Origin of the sequence: Neoroseomonas eburnea (genome assembly GCF_018129005.1) — a bacterium.
Classification (GTDB): domain Bacteria; phylum Pseudomonadota; class Alphaproteobacteria; order Acetobacterales; family Acetobacteraceae; genus Neoroseomonas; species Neoroseomonas eburnea.
The window spans coordinates 39077-54298 of record NZ_JAAEDL010000032.1; the positions used below are offsets into that span (position 1 = coordinate 39077).

The 15222-nt window shown below is 74.0% G+C and carries 8 protein-coding genes; 2 read left to right on the forward strand and 6 right to left on the reverse strand.

The features are described from left to right. Window positions 1-58 precede the first annotated feature (58 nt). The 3 genes from GXW74_RS23385 to GXW74_RS23395 are packed head-to-tail and all read right to left on the reverse strand — an operon-like array spanning window position 59 to window position 5643. Window positions 59-2620 (reverse strand): hypothetical protein, encoded by a 2562-nt coding sequence (locus tag GXW74_RS23385; protein ID WP_211849010.1) that lies wholly within the window; start codon window positions 2618-2620, stop codon window positions 59-61. A gap of 9 nt (window positions 2621-2629) precedes the next feature. Beyond that, complete coding sequence (locus GXW74_RS23390; protein WP_211849011.1) at window positions 2630-3190, reverse strand: hypothetical protein; 561 nt, start codon at window positions 3188-3190, stop codon at window positions 2630-2632. Then, a complete protein-coding gene (locus GXW74_RS23395) occupies window positions 3187-5643 on the reverse strand; it encodes a glycosyltransferase (protein ID WP_211849012.1) in 2457 nt (818 codons plus the stop codon). The genes GXW74_RS23390 and GXW74_RS23395 overlap by 4 nt, the downstream gene beginning before the upstream one ends. 286 nt (window positions 5644-5929) lie before the next feature. Between GXW74_RS23395 and GXW74_RS23400 the strand changes: the two genes are divergently transcribed. Beyond that, complete coding sequence (locus tag GXW74_RS23400; RefSeq protein WP_211849013.1) at window positions 5930-6742, forward strand: hypothetical protein; 813 nt, start codon at window positions 5930-5932, stop codon at window positions 6740-6742. A 134-nt stretch (window positions 6743-6876) separates the two neighbouring features. Here the strand turns inward: GXW74_RS23400 and prfB are convergent. The 3 genes from prfB to GXW74_RS23415 all read right to left on the reverse strand — a co-directional run bounded on the left by prfB (window position 6877) and on the right by GXW74_RS23415 (window position 11894). Next, window positions 6877-8008, reverse strand: a protein-coding gene (gene prfB / locus GXW74_RS23405) for a peptide chain release factor 2 (RefSeq protein WP_211849014.1) whose coding sequence is annotated in 2 segments (ribosomal slippage) — window positions 6877-7938 and window positions 7940-8008 — 1131 coding nt in all. Because the reading frame shifts where the segments join, the coding sequence is not laid out codon by codon here. Window positions 8009-8017: 9 nt separating this feature from the next. Then, window positions 8018-10633 carry a penicillin-binding protein 1A gene (locus GXW74_RS23410; RefSeq protein ID WP_211849015.1) on the reverse strand — a complete coding sequence of 872 codons (2616 nt, stop codon included), beginning with the start codon at window positions 10631-10633 and terminating at the stop codon, window positions 8018-8020. Between the two features lie 127 nt (window positions 10634-10760). Then, window positions 10761-11894 (reverse strand): N-acetylmuramoyl-L-alanine amidase family protein, encoded by a 1134-nt coding sequence (locus GXW74_RS23415; RefSeq protein ID WP_211849016.1) that lies wholly within the window; start codon window positions 11892-11894, stop codon window positions 10761-10763. 643 nt (window positions 11895-12537) lie between these two features. Between GXW74_RS23415 and GXW74_RS23420 the strand changes: the two genes are divergently transcribed. Next, the coding region (locus tag GXW74_RS23420) for an Rne/Rng family ribonuclease (RefSeq protein WP_211849017.1) at window positions 12538-15222 on the forward strand (2685 nt) is incomplete at its 3' end.

A 15222-nucleotide genomic window follows, 5' to 3' on the forward strand; every position in this document is an offset into this window, starting at 1 on the left:
CGGCGCCCGAGAGCACGGAAAGGCGGATACCTGCGGTCGCGAATGGCGGCCGATGGTATCACCCCAGCGCGATCCGCTCGATCAGCAGCACCAGCTCGCGACCCGACCCCGGTTCCCGCACCGCGCCGGCAAAACCGAGCCGCAATTCGTTCGCCCCGGGCCGCAGGGCGAGATCGAGCACCATCTCGCCGCTCTCCCGCAGCCCGGCCGCGGTGGTCTCCAGCGACGCCTCGGGCCCGCCATTGAGCGCGACGCGGATGCTCTGGCGCGGCAGCAGGCTGCGATAGCCGAGGGTCAACGGCAGCGCGCCCTCGGCCGCCGCCTCGACCACCAGCCGCGCCTCCCGTGCGACGATCCAGCGCACCCCGGCGGGCAGGCCGAGATCGGGGAAGGGCCCCTCCTCCGGCCCGATGCCGGCGCAAAGGTCCCAGCGGATGCGGGGTTCCACCAGGGCCGCGGGTTCGGCCACCGGCTGCGGGCCTTCCGGCGACGGTGCCTGCACCGGGGCCGTGTCCGCTGCGTCCTCGGGCGCCGCTTCCGCCTCCTCTACCGCGCCCGCCATTGGCTCGGCCTCCGCCTGGGCGGACAGCGCCTCCTCCGCCGGCGCCACCAGCGTCAGCGTGCCTGCCGCGCCGGCCGCGCCGACCGAGAGCAGCACCGGCGCCGGTCCCGTGCCGCCGCCCTCCTGCACCAGGTCCCAGGCGGCGACGCCAGCCCGCCGCAGCAGCGCCGGCGGCAGGGTCGCGGTGGCGAGCCAGCTCCCGCCCGGCTCGGCAGAGACGGTCAGCGGCAGCGGCGCGCCGTTGACGAAGAGCGACAGCCCCCGCGCCGCCGGCACCGAGCCCGCGCGCAGGCGGAAGGCGAGCACGCAGGGCACGTCCGCCTCGGCCAGCACCTCCCCGCTCAGTGCCGGCGCCACGGGCCAGCCGCCGGCCTCGGCCGGCGCGGCGAGCACGCGGGCGAAGGGCCGTTCGGCCGCCGTCACCGCCTCGCCGGCCGTCGGGCCGACGCGCAAGCCCGCCACCAGCACGCCGAGGTCGCGCGCATCATTGGCCGGGCGGTAGGTGTAGGGCAGCCGCAGGCGCAGCTCCACGCGCGGCCGCGCGCGCCCCGCGCCGGGCCCGCGCAGCACCAGCCGGCCGCCGCGCCCATCGCGCGACCAGTCGAGGGCAACCGGCGCCTCACCGACCGTCGCCGTCACCTTCTGCAACTGCTCGGTGCCGAAGAAGGAGAGCAGCGTCAGCTCCGCCTCCCAGGGCTCGTCGAAGGGCCAGTCGAAGGCGATGACGGGCTCCTGCGCGGTCCAGCGGACCTGGCGGCCCTCGACCGTCTCCGGCCGGTGCCAGCCGGCCTCCAGGCGCGTGAGATCGAGCGCCATGCTGCGCGGCCGCGTCACCAGGGAGGACACCGCCTTGTGGCGCACCCACAGCGCGGCGATCTGGTCCATCAATGCCGCCGCGCCATTGGCCGCACGGTAGCGTTCGCCGGCGACGGCGGAGGCCTGTTCCAGTTCCTCGATGCGCGGCAGCGCCGCCTCGAAGGCGGCGGCGATGGCGGCGGGGTCATGCGCGCGATAGGCGACATGGCCGGCGCCCCAGTGCCGCGCCTCGTATTCGAGCCAGGTGCCTTCCGGCACCACCACCGGCACGCCGAGGCTGATCGCCTCCCACAGCACGCCCGAGGATTTCCGCCGGTACAGCGCGGGGTCGTAGGGGAACAGCGCGATCCGCACGCCCTGCAGCAGCGCGAGATACGCCTGTGGCGAAAGCCGCCCGCCGGCGACTTCCAGGTTCGTGAAGTCCTCGGCCAGCGCGGCGAGCCGTTCCCCCGCCGCCTTGGCCTCGCCCCAGGCCGCTTCGGTATTGGCGTGGGCGACGAAGGTCCAGTCCGGATGGGCTGTGGCCAGCGCGGGGCCGAGGTCCGGCAGCAGCGCGATGCCCTTGTCGGTGCGCACGTCGCCGGCGAACAGCAGCGCGCGGCGCGGAGGCTCGCCGGCTCGCGGCGCCGGCTCGGGGCGGATCGGCACCGGATGCGGCGGAATCGTGCGGCCGAGCAGCGCGCCGTACTCCGCCGCATGCTGCCCGCCGCTGGCGAAGAGGTGGACCTCCGGCCCCGGTTCCTGCGCCGCGCGGTCGGCGAGGCGATAGAACAGCGCCCGCAGCCTGTCCTCGACCGCCTGCCGCCCGTGCCCCTCCACCGCATAGCCCGAAGGCAGCATGAGGTGGACGAGGAAGAGCGGCGCCTCCAGGGGGTCGAATCCCTTCATCCAGCCGACATAGCCGGCGAGGTGGTTCTCGGTGACGGTCGGCACCAGCACGCAGTCGGAGGGGCGGAACTCGCCGCGCGGCAGCGTCGCCAGTTCCGCCTGCAGCAGGTCGTTGAAGTGGCGGAAATCGTCGAAGGCGCCGGTGACCGGGTCCTGATGGCGGACCGCGTAGCAGGTCTCGGTGAAGTGGGGCAGGACGCGCACGCCCTCGATGGTGCGGGCGCCGAAGCGGCGGTTGGCGATGATCGTCGCCGGCTCCCCGCGCGCCAGCGCCTCCTTCGCGATCGCCAGGTCGTAGGCGAGGTGGTGCCCCGCCTCGCCTTCGAGATTGGGGTCGAGGATGATCAGGGCCATGGCGGGGCCTTACTCGGTCAGGGCCGCGGCGAAGGCGCCGAGGCCCAGGCTGCGGCAGAGCGGATGGCGCGCGAGATGCGCGAGCAGCGCGGCGACCGCATCGCGCGTCGCCGGCGCATCCCGCGCGAGGATCAGCAGGTCGGCGAGCGCGGCCAGCGCGCCGTCGAGATCCTGCCCGGCCAGCGCCGCATCCATGCGCGCGCGCGCCGCCGGCAGATCGGGCGCCGGCCGCGTCGCCGGACGCGCGAGGGCGCGCGGCAGGAAGGCATCGAGCGTCGGCGAATGGCGCGGCGCCGGCAGGCCGATCACCACGCAGCGGCGCGCCGGCGTCAGCGCGTGCAGGCGGAACACCTCCCGCGCAAGGGTGCTGCCGGTGGCGAAGGCGGTTCCACCCAGGCGCAGGAAGGGCAGTTCCGGGCCGGAATGCGGCACCAGGCTCGCCGCTTCCGTGTCGAGGCCCTCCGCCCAGACGGCCAGCCGGCCGGTGAGCGGGGCCGCGAAGACCGCCGCGTAGCCGCCGGTCGGCTGCGGCATCCAGGCGGCGGCGGGCAGCAGCAGGACGCGGCTCATGTCGCCTGCCCGGCGAGCGCCGCGTAGAGCGCCGCATGGCGCGCGCCGATCCGGCGCCAGTCGAGCGCCTCGGCCCGCGCCCGCGCCGCGCGGCCAAGCGCCGCGGCCGCCATCGGGTCACGCGCGAGCGCCGCGACCGCCTCGGCCAGCGCCTGCGGATCACCGGGCGGCACCAGCCGCGCCGCGCCCTCCGTCATCTCCGCCACGCCGCCGACATCGGTGCTGACGACGGGGCGGCCGCAGGCCATGGCCTCCAGGATCGCGTTGTTGGCGGTGGCGTCGGTCAAGGGCAGCAGCAGCAGGTCCGCGTCGCGATAGGCCTGGCGCAACGCCTCGTCGGTCAGCCCGCTCTCCACTGTCACGCCCGCCGGCACGCCGGGGGGGGGCTGCGGGGTGACGAGGCGGAGGCTCGGGCGCAACCCCGCCTCGCGCAGCAGCTTCAGCGCGGCGAAGGTGGTGGCGTGGTCGCGCAGCCAATGGCCGACCGAGAGCAGCCGCAGCCCCTTCCCTTCCGCGCGCGGACCGGGGGCGAAGAAGTCGCTGTCGATGCCATGCGGGATCACGTGGATGCGCTCCGCCGGCAGATGCGGCGCGAAGGCCGGGCGCTGCGCCTCGCAGAGCAGGATCGCCGCATCGAGCCGCCCGAGCAGCCTGCTATTCACCATGCCGGCCAGCAGCGGCGCCGGCTGGTGGAAGGTCGCGACCATGCGCGGCCGCCGCCCGCCGGCGAAGAGCGCCGCCGGCAGCCGCGGCAGCAGCCACAGCGCGAGCTCCCCGTCGATGGCGTGGACGATGTCGGCGCCCTCGGTCGCGCAGGCGGCCAGCACTTCCGCCTCGGCCAGCCAGGCATTGCCCTGCTGGCCGAAGGGCACGGTGCCGAGCAGCCGGCCCCAGGCGCGGAACTCCGCCGCCTTCTCCCCGGCCAGCGCGGCGCCGAGCGGCGTGGCGCGGGCATCCACGCGCATGCCTTGCGGCAGGTGCCGCAGGAACTGATAGGGGCCGGAACGCGCGCCGTGATGCACGTGATGCGTCCGCAGCGCGACGATTCGTGGGCCGTCCGCGGCCGGCGGAGGCAGCGGCGCGGGAGTGATCTCCGCCGCCGCGGCGCCGGCCACCTGCCGCAGCAGCAGGTTGGCGGGGAAGCGCAGGAAGGGCGCGGCCGGGACGGCGGCGACCTCCACCGGCGCGCGGGCGAAGGCGCGCAGGGCGCGGGCATGGGCCGCCGGCTCCGCGCCGGGGCGCGGTCCGGCGATGTCCTGGTACAGCGCGGCCAGGCGCGCGCCGATCACCGGCAGCGCGTTCTCCGCCTCCGCCTGGGCGCGCGCGGCGGCGCGCATCCCGGCATCGCCACGATGGCGGGCGACGAAGCGCAGCAGCGCCTCGGCCAGGGCTTCCGCCCCGGCGGCTTCGGCGAGCACGCCGGAGCTCCCTTCCCGCACCAGGTCCGGCAGGCCGCCGACCGATGTCGCGAGGCAGGGCGTGCCGCAGGCCAGCGCCTCCAGCGCGACGTTCGGGTAGTTGTCCTCGATCGAGGGAATGCAGGCGAGATCGGCCGCCGAGAGGATGTCGGCCAGCACCTCGTCCTCCGCCACCTCCCCGAAGGCGAGCGTCCTCAGCCCCGGCCATGACGGCAAGGCCGACTTGCCGAAGCCCGCCACCGCCAGCCGCCCGCCCGGCGGCAGCAGCGCGGCGAGGCGCCCGTCCTCGCTCACCCGCCGCAGGGCTTCCATCAGCAGCGCGCCGCCCTTGCGGTGTTCCCGGTTGTCGTGCGCGCCGGCGACCAGCAGCAGGTCGTCCGGCCCGATCCCCCAGCCGGCGCGCAGCGCCTCGCGGTCCGGGCGCGGGGCGAAGACCTCGGTCTCGACCGGATTGGGGATGACCTCGATGCGGCAGCCGCCGAGGATGGCACTCTCCGCCGCGCGCGCCGCGATCCAGCGGGAGGGCGCGACGACCACCGGCCCAGGGGCGGACCAGGCGGCACGCTTCTCCTCGAAGGCGTTCGGCACCAGCGACCAGGCATCGGCGAGCTGCGGGCATTGCAGGCAGGCGCTGCGGTACTGCCCGCAGCCCGCCGGATAGTGGCAGCCGCCCGTCATCGGCCAGAGGTCGTGCAGCGTCCACACCACGCGCCGCCCTTCCGCGAGCCAGCCGCGCAGCGTCGCCGGCGGCACCGCCCAGGAGGTCCAGTGCAGGTGCAGGATATCCGCCGCGGCGAACAGCGCCTGGCGTTCCAGCGCGAGGCCGGGATGGGCGATCGAGAACAGCGTGTTGGTCTCGGCGCTGCGCGCCGACTGCACCACGCCCCACTGCACCTTGTCGTGCAGCGCGGTGGCGAGGGCGGCGGCACCGGCATCCCCGGGCGGCACGGCGCGCAGCAGGATGTCGCCCGGCGCGCCGGTCTCGCCCTCGGCGAAGGCGAAGGCGGACAGCATCCCCGCTTCGCGCGCCGCCATGTGCGCCCGCCGTCCGGCGCGGCCGGCGCCGCCCCCGGCACCATGCGACACATGCATGACAGTCAGTGCCAAACGCGCGCCCCCCGCGGCGCCACCGAGGAAAGCGGCGTACTTCGCCGTATACCGTGCCCATGAAGTGGTTCAAGGCGCATACGAGGCCTTCTTCGCCACAATGACACGGCTGTCATATGATGATGGCCGGCCACGCCAGGCCCCACTCGCAACCGGGGGACACATCACACCGTGCCGGAGCCCAGGAACCTCATCGCCATGGCGGAAGACCGCGTTGTCTGACGAACGGCCCCCCTTTCTCGTCACCATCGCGACGCAGCGCAGCGGGACCAAGTTCCTCGGGACGTCATTGTCGGCCGGCAGCATCGCGCGTTCGCTGGGCGAGGTGTTCCAGCCAGGCGCCGGCGGTTCCGATTTCCGCGGCTTCTTCGCCGGCTTCGTCGCCTCCCGCGGCGGCTTCGGCTTCGAGGCGGAGGAGATGGGCAGCGCGCTCGACCTCTTCGTCGAGCAGCTCCGCGCCAAGGTCGCGCCGGCGGTGCTGCACTTCGACCTGATGTACAACAACCTCGGCTCCTTCGCGCCGATCTGGACGATGCCGGTCGGCGCGCCCGGATCGAACTTCCTGACCAACTGGCTGAAGTCCCGCCGCGCGGCAGTGATCCACCTGGTCCGTCCCGACCTCGCGGAATGCTTCGCCAGCCACGTCATCGCCGAGGCGCGCGGCATCTACCACACCGGCAACGACAAGGACGCCGCGCGCGACATGAGCGTGACGCTGAGCGCGGAACAGGCCCTCGCCTACATGCTGCCGATCCTGAAGACGCGGCGCTTCGTGCAGCGCGCCTTCGGCGGGTATTCGCGCTACCTTGAGATCACCTACCCGGACTACGTCGCCGGGCAGAGCGTGGCGCCGGACACCGCCGAGCGGATCGCACGGCTCACGGGCATCCCGGCGGCGGATGCGCCGCGGCTCTTCGGCGCGTCGCCGCTGCGGCAGACGGCGAAGGACAAGCGGGCGCTGGTGACGAATTTCGATGATATCGACCGGATGGCGCGGAATCTTCAGCGCCAGGTGAACGACGGCTGAGGGCGGGGGAGTGAACTCCCCCGCACCCCTTCCCTTTTTCTGTCTGTCACCGGCGTGCACCGACGCCACGGTCACGCCCCAGCGCAAATGACCAAGGAGGGGGGCTCGGGGGGAGTTCCCTCCCCCCGACCTTCCTACCGCGCCGCCGCGCTCGCGTCGCTGCGCGTCGCACCCACGCGCTGCGCCAGCGCCGCCGCCATGAACTCGTCCAGTTCCCCGTCCAGCACGGCGTCGGGATTCCCCTTCTCCACGCTGGTCCGCAGGTCCTTCACCATCTGGTAGGGCTGCAGCACGTAGGATCGGATCTGGTGGCCCCAGCCGATGTCGGTCTTCCCGGCCTCGACCGCGTCGCTGATCGCCTCCCGCTTGCGCAGCTCCAGCTCGTACAGGCGTGCGCGCAGCATCTCCATCGCGATGGCGCGGTTGCGGTGCTGGCTGCGGTCCTGGGTGGACGCCACCACGATGCCGGTCGGGATATGCGTGAAGCGCACGCCGGATTCCGTCTTGTTGACGTGCTGCCCGCCGGCGCCGGAGGCGCGGAAGGTGTCGGTCTTGAGGTCGGCCGGGTTGATCTCGATCTCGATGCGGTCGTCGATCACCGGATAGACGTAGACGGAGGCGAATGACGTCTGCCGCCGCGCCGCCGCGTCGAAGGGGCTGATGCGCACCAGCCGGTGCACGCCGCTTTCGGTCTTGAGCCAGCCATAGGCGTTGGGGCCGCTCACCTGGATGGTGGCGGACTTCACGCCGGCCTGCTCGCCGTCCGAGCGTTCGGTGACCGTCACCTTGTAGCCGCGCTTCTCCGCCCAGCGGACATACATGCGCAGCAGCATCTCGGCCCAGTCCTGGGCCTCGGTGCCGCCGGCGCCGGCGTTCACCTCGACGTAGCAGTCGTTGGCGTCGGCCTCGCCCGAGAGCAGGCTCTCGATCTCGCGACGCTTCGCTTCCTCGGCCAGGCGCTCGAGGTCGGCGACGGCGGCATCGGCGGTGGCGTCGTCGCCTTCCGCTTCGGCAAGTTCGATCAGCCCGAGCGCATCGGCGACGTCACGTTCGAGGCGACGCACGCCCTCGATCTGCTCGGCCAGCCGCCCGCGTTCGCGCATCACGCGGCCGGCTTCGGCGGCATCGTTCCAGAGGGTGGGATCCTCGGCGCGAGCGTTCAGCTCTTCGAGGCGGCGGACGGCGGCATCCCAGTCAAAGATGCCTCCTCAGCAGGGACACCGAGGCGGTGATCTGCTCGTTCAGGGATTCTGCTTCAGCACGCATGGGAGGCGCTCAATAGAGCCCGCCCAGGTTGCTGTCGAGGCCGGAGGCCGTGCCCCCGCCGCTGCCGCTGCCGTCGCCCCAGCGCCTGGCGGCATTCTCCGTCCCCGGGCGGAAGGCTTCGAGGATCGAGCCATTGCCGACATTGATGCGTACCAGCGCGACGCCCGGCGGGGCGCGGAAGGGCACCGGCGGGCTGTCGCGCAGCGCCGCGGACACCACCTCGCGGAAGATCGGCGCGGCATTGCCGCCGCCCGTCTCGCCGTTGCCGAGGCTGCGCGGGTCGTCGTAGCCCAGCCAGACCGCCACCACGATGTCGGGGGTGAAGCCGACGAACCAGTTGTCCTTGTAGTCGTCCGTGGTGCCGGTCTTGCCCGCGACCGGGCGGCCGAGGCGGTCGCCGATGGCGTTGGCGCCGGTGCCGCGCTGCACCACGCCCTGCAGCAGGCTGACCATCTGGTAGGCGGCGATCGGGTCGGTCACCTGGCGGCGCTGCGGGTCCACCAGTTCAGGCGGCCCTGCCTCCGGCCCGCCGGACGAACAGGTCGCGCAGGTCCGGCGGTCGGCGCGCCACACCACGCGGCCGCGGCGGTCCTGCACGGAATCGATCAGCGTCGGCGTCACTTCCTGCCCGCCGTTCACGAAGGCGGCATAACCGGCGGCCATGCGCATCACCGTCGTCTCGCCGGCACCGAGGGACAGCGCCAGGTAGCGGGGCATGTTCGGGATGACGCCGAAGCGCGCGGCCGCGTCGGCCACCGCGTCGATGCCCACCTGCTGCGCGAGCCGCACGGTGACGAGGTTGAGGCTGCGCTCCATCGCCTGGCGCATCGTCACCCAGCCATAGGTGCGGCCGGCGGTGTAGTTCTGCGGCCGCCAGACGCGCCCGCCCGACATCACCTCGATCGGCTCGTCGAGCAGTTCCTGGTTCGGCGGGATGCCCTGCTCCAGCGCCGTAATGTAGACGAAGGGCTTGAAGGAGGAACCGGGCTGGCGCATCGCCTGCGTGGCCCGGTTGAACCAGGAGCGTTCGAAGGACCAGCCGCCGGCCATCGCCAGCACGCGGCCGGTCTGGGGATCGAGCGCGACGACGGCGCCTTCCACCTGCGGCATCTGGCGCAGTTCCAGCCGTTCCGGGCGCGCCGCGCGGCCCTGCGCCGCGGGCTGGGAAGCCTGCGGCTCGACGAAGACCACGTCGCCGACGCTGACCACCTGCTGCATGCGCGACGGCTGCCCGCCGACGCGCCCGTCCCGCGCCGGCCGCGCCCAGGAGAGGTCCGAGAGGTACATAAGGCCGGTGCGCGGCTGCGGCGCCGCGCGGCCGTCGCCGCGTTCGACCCAGCCGAGCCGCGCCTCGGTGTTGCGGACCTCGAGCACCACCGCGAGGCGCCATTCCGGCAGCCCCCCCGGCGGGCGCTGATAGGCCTCCAGCGCCGGCATCCATTCGGTCGGGCCGGCGGCGATCTGACCGAAGGCGCCGCGCCACCCGCCGCGCCGGCGGTCGTAGGACATCAGCCCGTCGCGCAGCGCCCGCTCCGTCGCCGCCTGCAGCGTCGGGTCGAGGCTGGTGCGCACAACGAGGCCGCCCATCGTCGTCTGCTCCGCGCCGAAGCGCTGGATCAGCTCGCGCCGCACCTCCTCGGTGAAGTGCTGGCCGACGGGGACGACCTCCGGCCGGCGCGACGGCCGCGGGACGATCGGCTCGGCCTTGGCGTAGCGGGCTTCCTCCCGCGTGATGTAGCCGTCCTCGGCCATGCGATCGAGCACCCAGTCGCGCCGGGCGCGCGCGGCCTCGGGGAAGCGCAGCGGATTGTAGTTGTTCGGCGCCTTGGGCAGGGCGGCGAGGAAGGCCGCCTCGGCCACGGTCAGCTCGTCGAGGCCCTTGTTGAAGTAGGCCTGCGCGGCGGCGGCGACGCCGTAGGCGCTCTGCCCGAGGAAGATCTCGTTGAGGTAGAGTTCGAGGATGCGGTCCTTCGACAGCGCCTGCTCGATGCGCACGGCGAGGATCGCCTCGCGCACCTTGCGCATCAGGGAGCGTTCGCTGCCCACCAGCATGTTCTTGGCGACCTGCTGGGTGATGGTCGAGGCGCCGCCCATGCGCCGGCCGGAGCCGTAGTTCTCGGCCGCGGTGAGCAGCGCGCGGCCGATGCCGAGCGGATCGACGCCGCCATGTTCCCAGAAGCGCTGGTCCTCGGCCGAGACGAAGGCCTGCTGCACGCGGCGCGGGATGGCCTCGATCGGGACGAAGACGCGCCGTTCGGTCGCCAGTTCCGCGGTCAGCCGGGAATCCGCCGCGTAGATCCGGCTCATCTGCGGAGGGTCGTAGTCCGCGAGCCAGCGATAATCCGGCAGGTCCTCGGAGACCTGGCGATAGACCCCGTAGCCGCCGACGGCACCGACCACGCCGCCGGCCAGCAGCAGGACGAAGAGGGTGCGGAAAAGGCCGAGGCCGCGACGCCGGCGCCTCGCCTTGGCGGGCCTTTCATGCCGCCTGCGATCCCGCGGCCGCGCTTCGTCGGCCTGCGGCCCGGGCTCGGTATTGTCGGCGGGCGCGGCCGGTCCCGCCCCGCGCCGCTTCCGGCGTGTGGGATCGAGAGGTGCGTCGGCACGGAGTTCGGGGGGAGTCATCGTCGACTAGATACACCTCTGCGCGGGCCGGCGCGACACGCACCGCGGTCCTGCCGCCCGATGAGGAACGGCCGCCCGCCAGGGACCCGCGGCCTCTTGCGGTCCCGCAGGCGCGATCGCGCCCGCATCAGCCCACCTGTGCCCGGACCGGCGCCGATTCAAGCCAGCCCTTGACCGCGCGGGCGAGCGCACCGGCCAGCCGCGCCCGGTGATCGGCGCGCTGCAGCGCCGCCTCGTCCCGCGGGTCGGAGAGGAAGCCGAGTTCGACCAGGGCGGAGGGGATCTCGGGCGCCTTCAGCACCACGAAGCCGGCCTCCCGATGGGTGTTGGGCAGCAGCGGCACCTCCTCCCCCAGCTCCCGCACCGCGAGGCGGGCGAGGCGGGCGGAGCCGGCCCGCGTCTCCTGCCGCATCAGGCTGATCAGGATGCGCTGCACGTCCGGCGAGACGGAGGGCAGGCGCAGCCCGCCGGCGATGTCCGCGCGGTTCTCGCGCCGGGCGAGCGCCTCGGACATCGCGTCGGTGGCCGTCTCGGCCAGGGTGTAGACCGAGGCGCCCCGGGCTCCGGGGGCCGAATCCGCGTGAAGCGAGACGAACAGCGCCGCCTCCCGCCGGCGGGCAAATTCCACCCGGTCGGCAAGCGGCACGAAGACGTCGCGCGTGCGCGTCAGCAGCACGCGGCAGGCGCCCGTCGCCTCCAGCCGCCGGCGCGTCTCCAGCGCGGCGGCGAGGACGATGCGCTTCTCGTAGGTGCCGGAGGCGCCGATCGCGCCGGGGTCCCGCCCACCATGGCCGGGGTCGAACACCACCAGCGGCAGCGGCGCCGCGCCGCGCGCCAGGCCCGAGGCGAGGTCGCGCCCGGCGCGCGCGGCGGCGGCAAAGCGCGCGGCCGCCGCCGGGCGGATGTCGATGACGATGTGCCCCGCCCGCGCCGGGCCGGGCACGCCGAGGGCGGGTCTTGCGAGTTCCAGCACCAGCATGTCCTCGGCGGCTGCGAAGTGCGCCGCGCGCACCGGGCCGGCGCCGCGCAGGGAGGCAGCCATGCGCCAGGCAGCGCCGGGCAGGTGCAGCACAAGCCGCGCCGGATCGGCATCCGGACGCAACGACCAGCGCTGCTCGCCCTGCACGGCGAGGGTCAGGCGCGCGCCGCCGCCCGCCGGCGCCAAGGCGCCTTCGCCGATACTGCCCGCCCGCGCGGGCGAAGCCGCCGTCGCGGCGAGCAGCCCGAGCCCCAGAAAGGGGCGCCGACCGAAGCCGAGCATCGCGAAATCCCCTTGCCGCCAAGACCCCCTCTCGGGCGGCGCGACAATATGCCATGATTTCCAGGGGCTTGCCACGGTTGAATGAAAGTGTTGCCTCAACACCGCGGGACCCGCCCGCCGGGGTTGTGACACGCACCTGCCCCGACTATGGTGCCTTGCCCCGGCGGCTGCCGCTGCGGGCGGAGTCCCGGGCGGGTTCGTCCGGCGCGCGACCCCAGGGCTCGAGGCGGGGCGCGACGCCGGAGCGGATGACCGGGTGCCCGGCCTGGAGCCGGGGCGGCATCCTGCCAGCCCCTTGGTTCCGTGGCTTCGCCGGGCGCCCCCCTGCCACCTCCGCCGGCGCGGAACCCGGTGCGCGCATGGCCCGTCCTGCCCCTTCCGCCGGCACCGGGCAAGCCGCATCGCATCGCCGGCCCGCCTGCGCCTGTGACCGCCGTCGCCGACGGCCGTCCGAGGGTGTCCGGGGCAGAGACCAGGCGCGCCCACCCAGGGCCCGCACCGCGCCGCGCGCGGCGCCGGGTCCGCCGAGCGAGGACGACCGCCGCCGCATGCCAGAGGACGCAGCGCCGCGATTCCGTCTCCGCCCGGGCCTCGCCATTCCAGTGCGCCGCCGGCTTCGCCGCGGCGTGGAGCACGACGTGCCATGACCAAGCGCATGCTGATCGACGCATCCCACCCCGAAGAAACCAGGGTGGTGGTGCTGGACGGCAACCGCGTCGAGGAATTCGACCTCGAGACTGCCACCCGCAAGCCGCTCAAGGGCAACATCTACCTGGCCAAGGTGGTCCGGGTGGAACCCAGCCTGCAGGCCGCCTTCGTCGAATACGGCGGCAACCGCCACGGCTTCCTGGCCTTCGGCGAGATCCACCCCGACTACTACCAGATCCCCGTCGCCGACCGGCAGCGCCTGATCGAGATGCAGGCCGAGGAAGCCCGCGCCGAGGACGAGGCCGACCTGCCGCCGGAATCGGCGATGGACCGCGCCGCCTGGAACGGCGAAGGCTCCGAGGCCTGGACCAATGGCGAGGAGGCCGGCACCGCCGAGGCCGCCTCCGCCGAGGAGGCCGGCGAGCCCGTTGCCGAGGCCTCCGCGGAGACGGCGGCCGACGTCGAGGCGCCGGCCACCGATGCGTCCGCGGCAGCCGAAGCACCCGCCGACGACGAAGGCACTGCCGGGGCTGCGGAGGTGCCGGAGGCCCCCCGGCCCGCCGCCCAGGCCCTCGACATGGCGGATGACCGCATCACCGGCACGCCCGACGCCGGCATGCCGGTCGAACCCGGTGCCGCCGCCGAACTCCCGGCGGGCGAAGGCGAGGCCGTCGAGGCCGAGTACGCCGGCCGCGTCGAAAGCGTTCCCGCCGACGAGCCCCCGCCCCCGCCCGAGACCATCGGCGGCGAGGACCTGCCCCCCGAGGCCGAGGAGGAGCGCCGCGAGCGCCGCATCCCGCCCCGCTTCCTGCGCCACTACAAGATCCAGGAAGTGATCAAGCGCCGGCAGATCATGCTGGTGCAGGTCGTGAAGGAGGAACGCGGCGGCAAGGGCGCCGCGCTGACCACCTACATCTCGCTCGCCGGCCGCTTCTCGGTGCTGATGCCCAACAGCCCGCGCGGCGGCGGCGTCTCCCGCAAGATCACCTCGGCCGCCGACCGCAAGCGGCTGCGCGAGGTGGTGGAGGAGATGAACCTCCCCGACGGCATGTCGCTGATCGTGCGCACCGCCGGGGCGCAGCGGCCCAAGCCCGAGATCAAGCGCGACTGCGAATACCTCCTCCGCCTGTGGGACAACATCCGCGAGCGCACGCTGGCCTCCACCGCGCCGGCGCTGATCTACGAGGAAGCGGACCTGATCAAGCGCTCGATCCGCGACGTCTTCGGCCGCGACATCGAGGAGGTGATTGTCGAGGGCGACGAGGCCTACAGCCAGGCGCGCGAGTTCATGCGCATGCTGATGCCGGCCAATGCCTCCAAGGTGCGGCTGCACCGGGAAGTGGTGCCGCTCTTCGCGCGCTACGGCGTCGACCAGCACCTCGATGCGATGCATTCGCCGGTGGTGCAGCTGAAGTCCGGCGGCTACATCGTCATCAACCAGACCGAGGCGCTGGTCGCCATCGACGTGAACTCGGGCCGCGCCACGCGCGACCGGCACATCGAGGACACCGCGCTGCGCACCAACCTCGAGGCCTCGGACGAGATCGCGCGGCAGTTGCGCCTGCGCGACCTCGCGGGCCTGATCGTCATCGACTTCATCGACATGGAGTCGTCCAAGCACGACGGCATGGTCGAGCGCCGCCTGAAGGAGGCGCTGAAGCAGGACCGCGCCCGCATCCAGGTCGGCCGCATCAGCCATTTCGGCCTGCTGGAGATGAGCCGCCAGCGGCTGCGCCCGTCCATCGCCGAGCAGACCTTCATCACCTGCCCGCACTGCATGGGCCGCGGCACCGTCCGCAGCGTCGAGAGCAGCGCGCTCCAGGTGCTGCGCGCCATCGAGGAGGAGGGTGCGAAGCGCCGCGCCGCCGAGATCATGGTGCGCGTCGCCGCCCCCGTGGCGTTGTGGCTGCTGAACCGCAAGCGCGATCGCCTGGCCGAGCTCGAGGCGCGCTTCGGCATGGCGGTGATGTTCGAGCCGGATGATTCGCTCATCCCGCCGGCGCTGAAGATCGAGCGCCTGCGCGCCGCCGAGCCGGGCGCGATGCCCGCCGCCCCCTCCGCCCTGCGCATGGACTACGCGCCGGAGCCGATCGAAGTCGAGGACGAGGCCGAGGAAGCCGAGGCCGCGGAGGAGAGCGAGGACACCCAGCGCAGCGACGAGGAACGCGCCGAGACGGCCGAGGAAGGCGAGCGCCGCCGCCGTCGCCGCCGCCGTCGTCGTGGCGGCCGCCGCGAGGATGGCCGCGAGGGCCAGCCCGGCGCCGAGGGCGAGGCCCTCGCTGCCGGCGAAGGCGAGACCGAGGCCGAGGCTGAAGGCGCGGAGCCGCCCGAGGCCGGCACCGAGGCCACCGAGGCGGCCGAAGCCGCGGAAGGCGGCGAGGTGTCGTCCGCCGAGAGCGGTGCCGAAGCCGATGCACGCCGCCGTCGCCGCGGCCGTCGCGGCGGGCGCCGTCGGCGCGAGGAGGGCGGCGCGCCCGAATCCGCTGCCGCCGAGGGCGAGGAGGAGGCCGCGCCGGTCGCCGCCGCGCCGCGCCCGGCGCGCTACACCGGCCCGACCCCGGCCGACCCCTTCGCCGGACAGATCGACGACATCTTCGAGGCGCTCGAGGCCGCCGAGGCGGCGGCCGAGCGCGCCGCGACCGCGCGCCCGGCGCGCGCCCCGGCCGCACCCGCCGCCGAG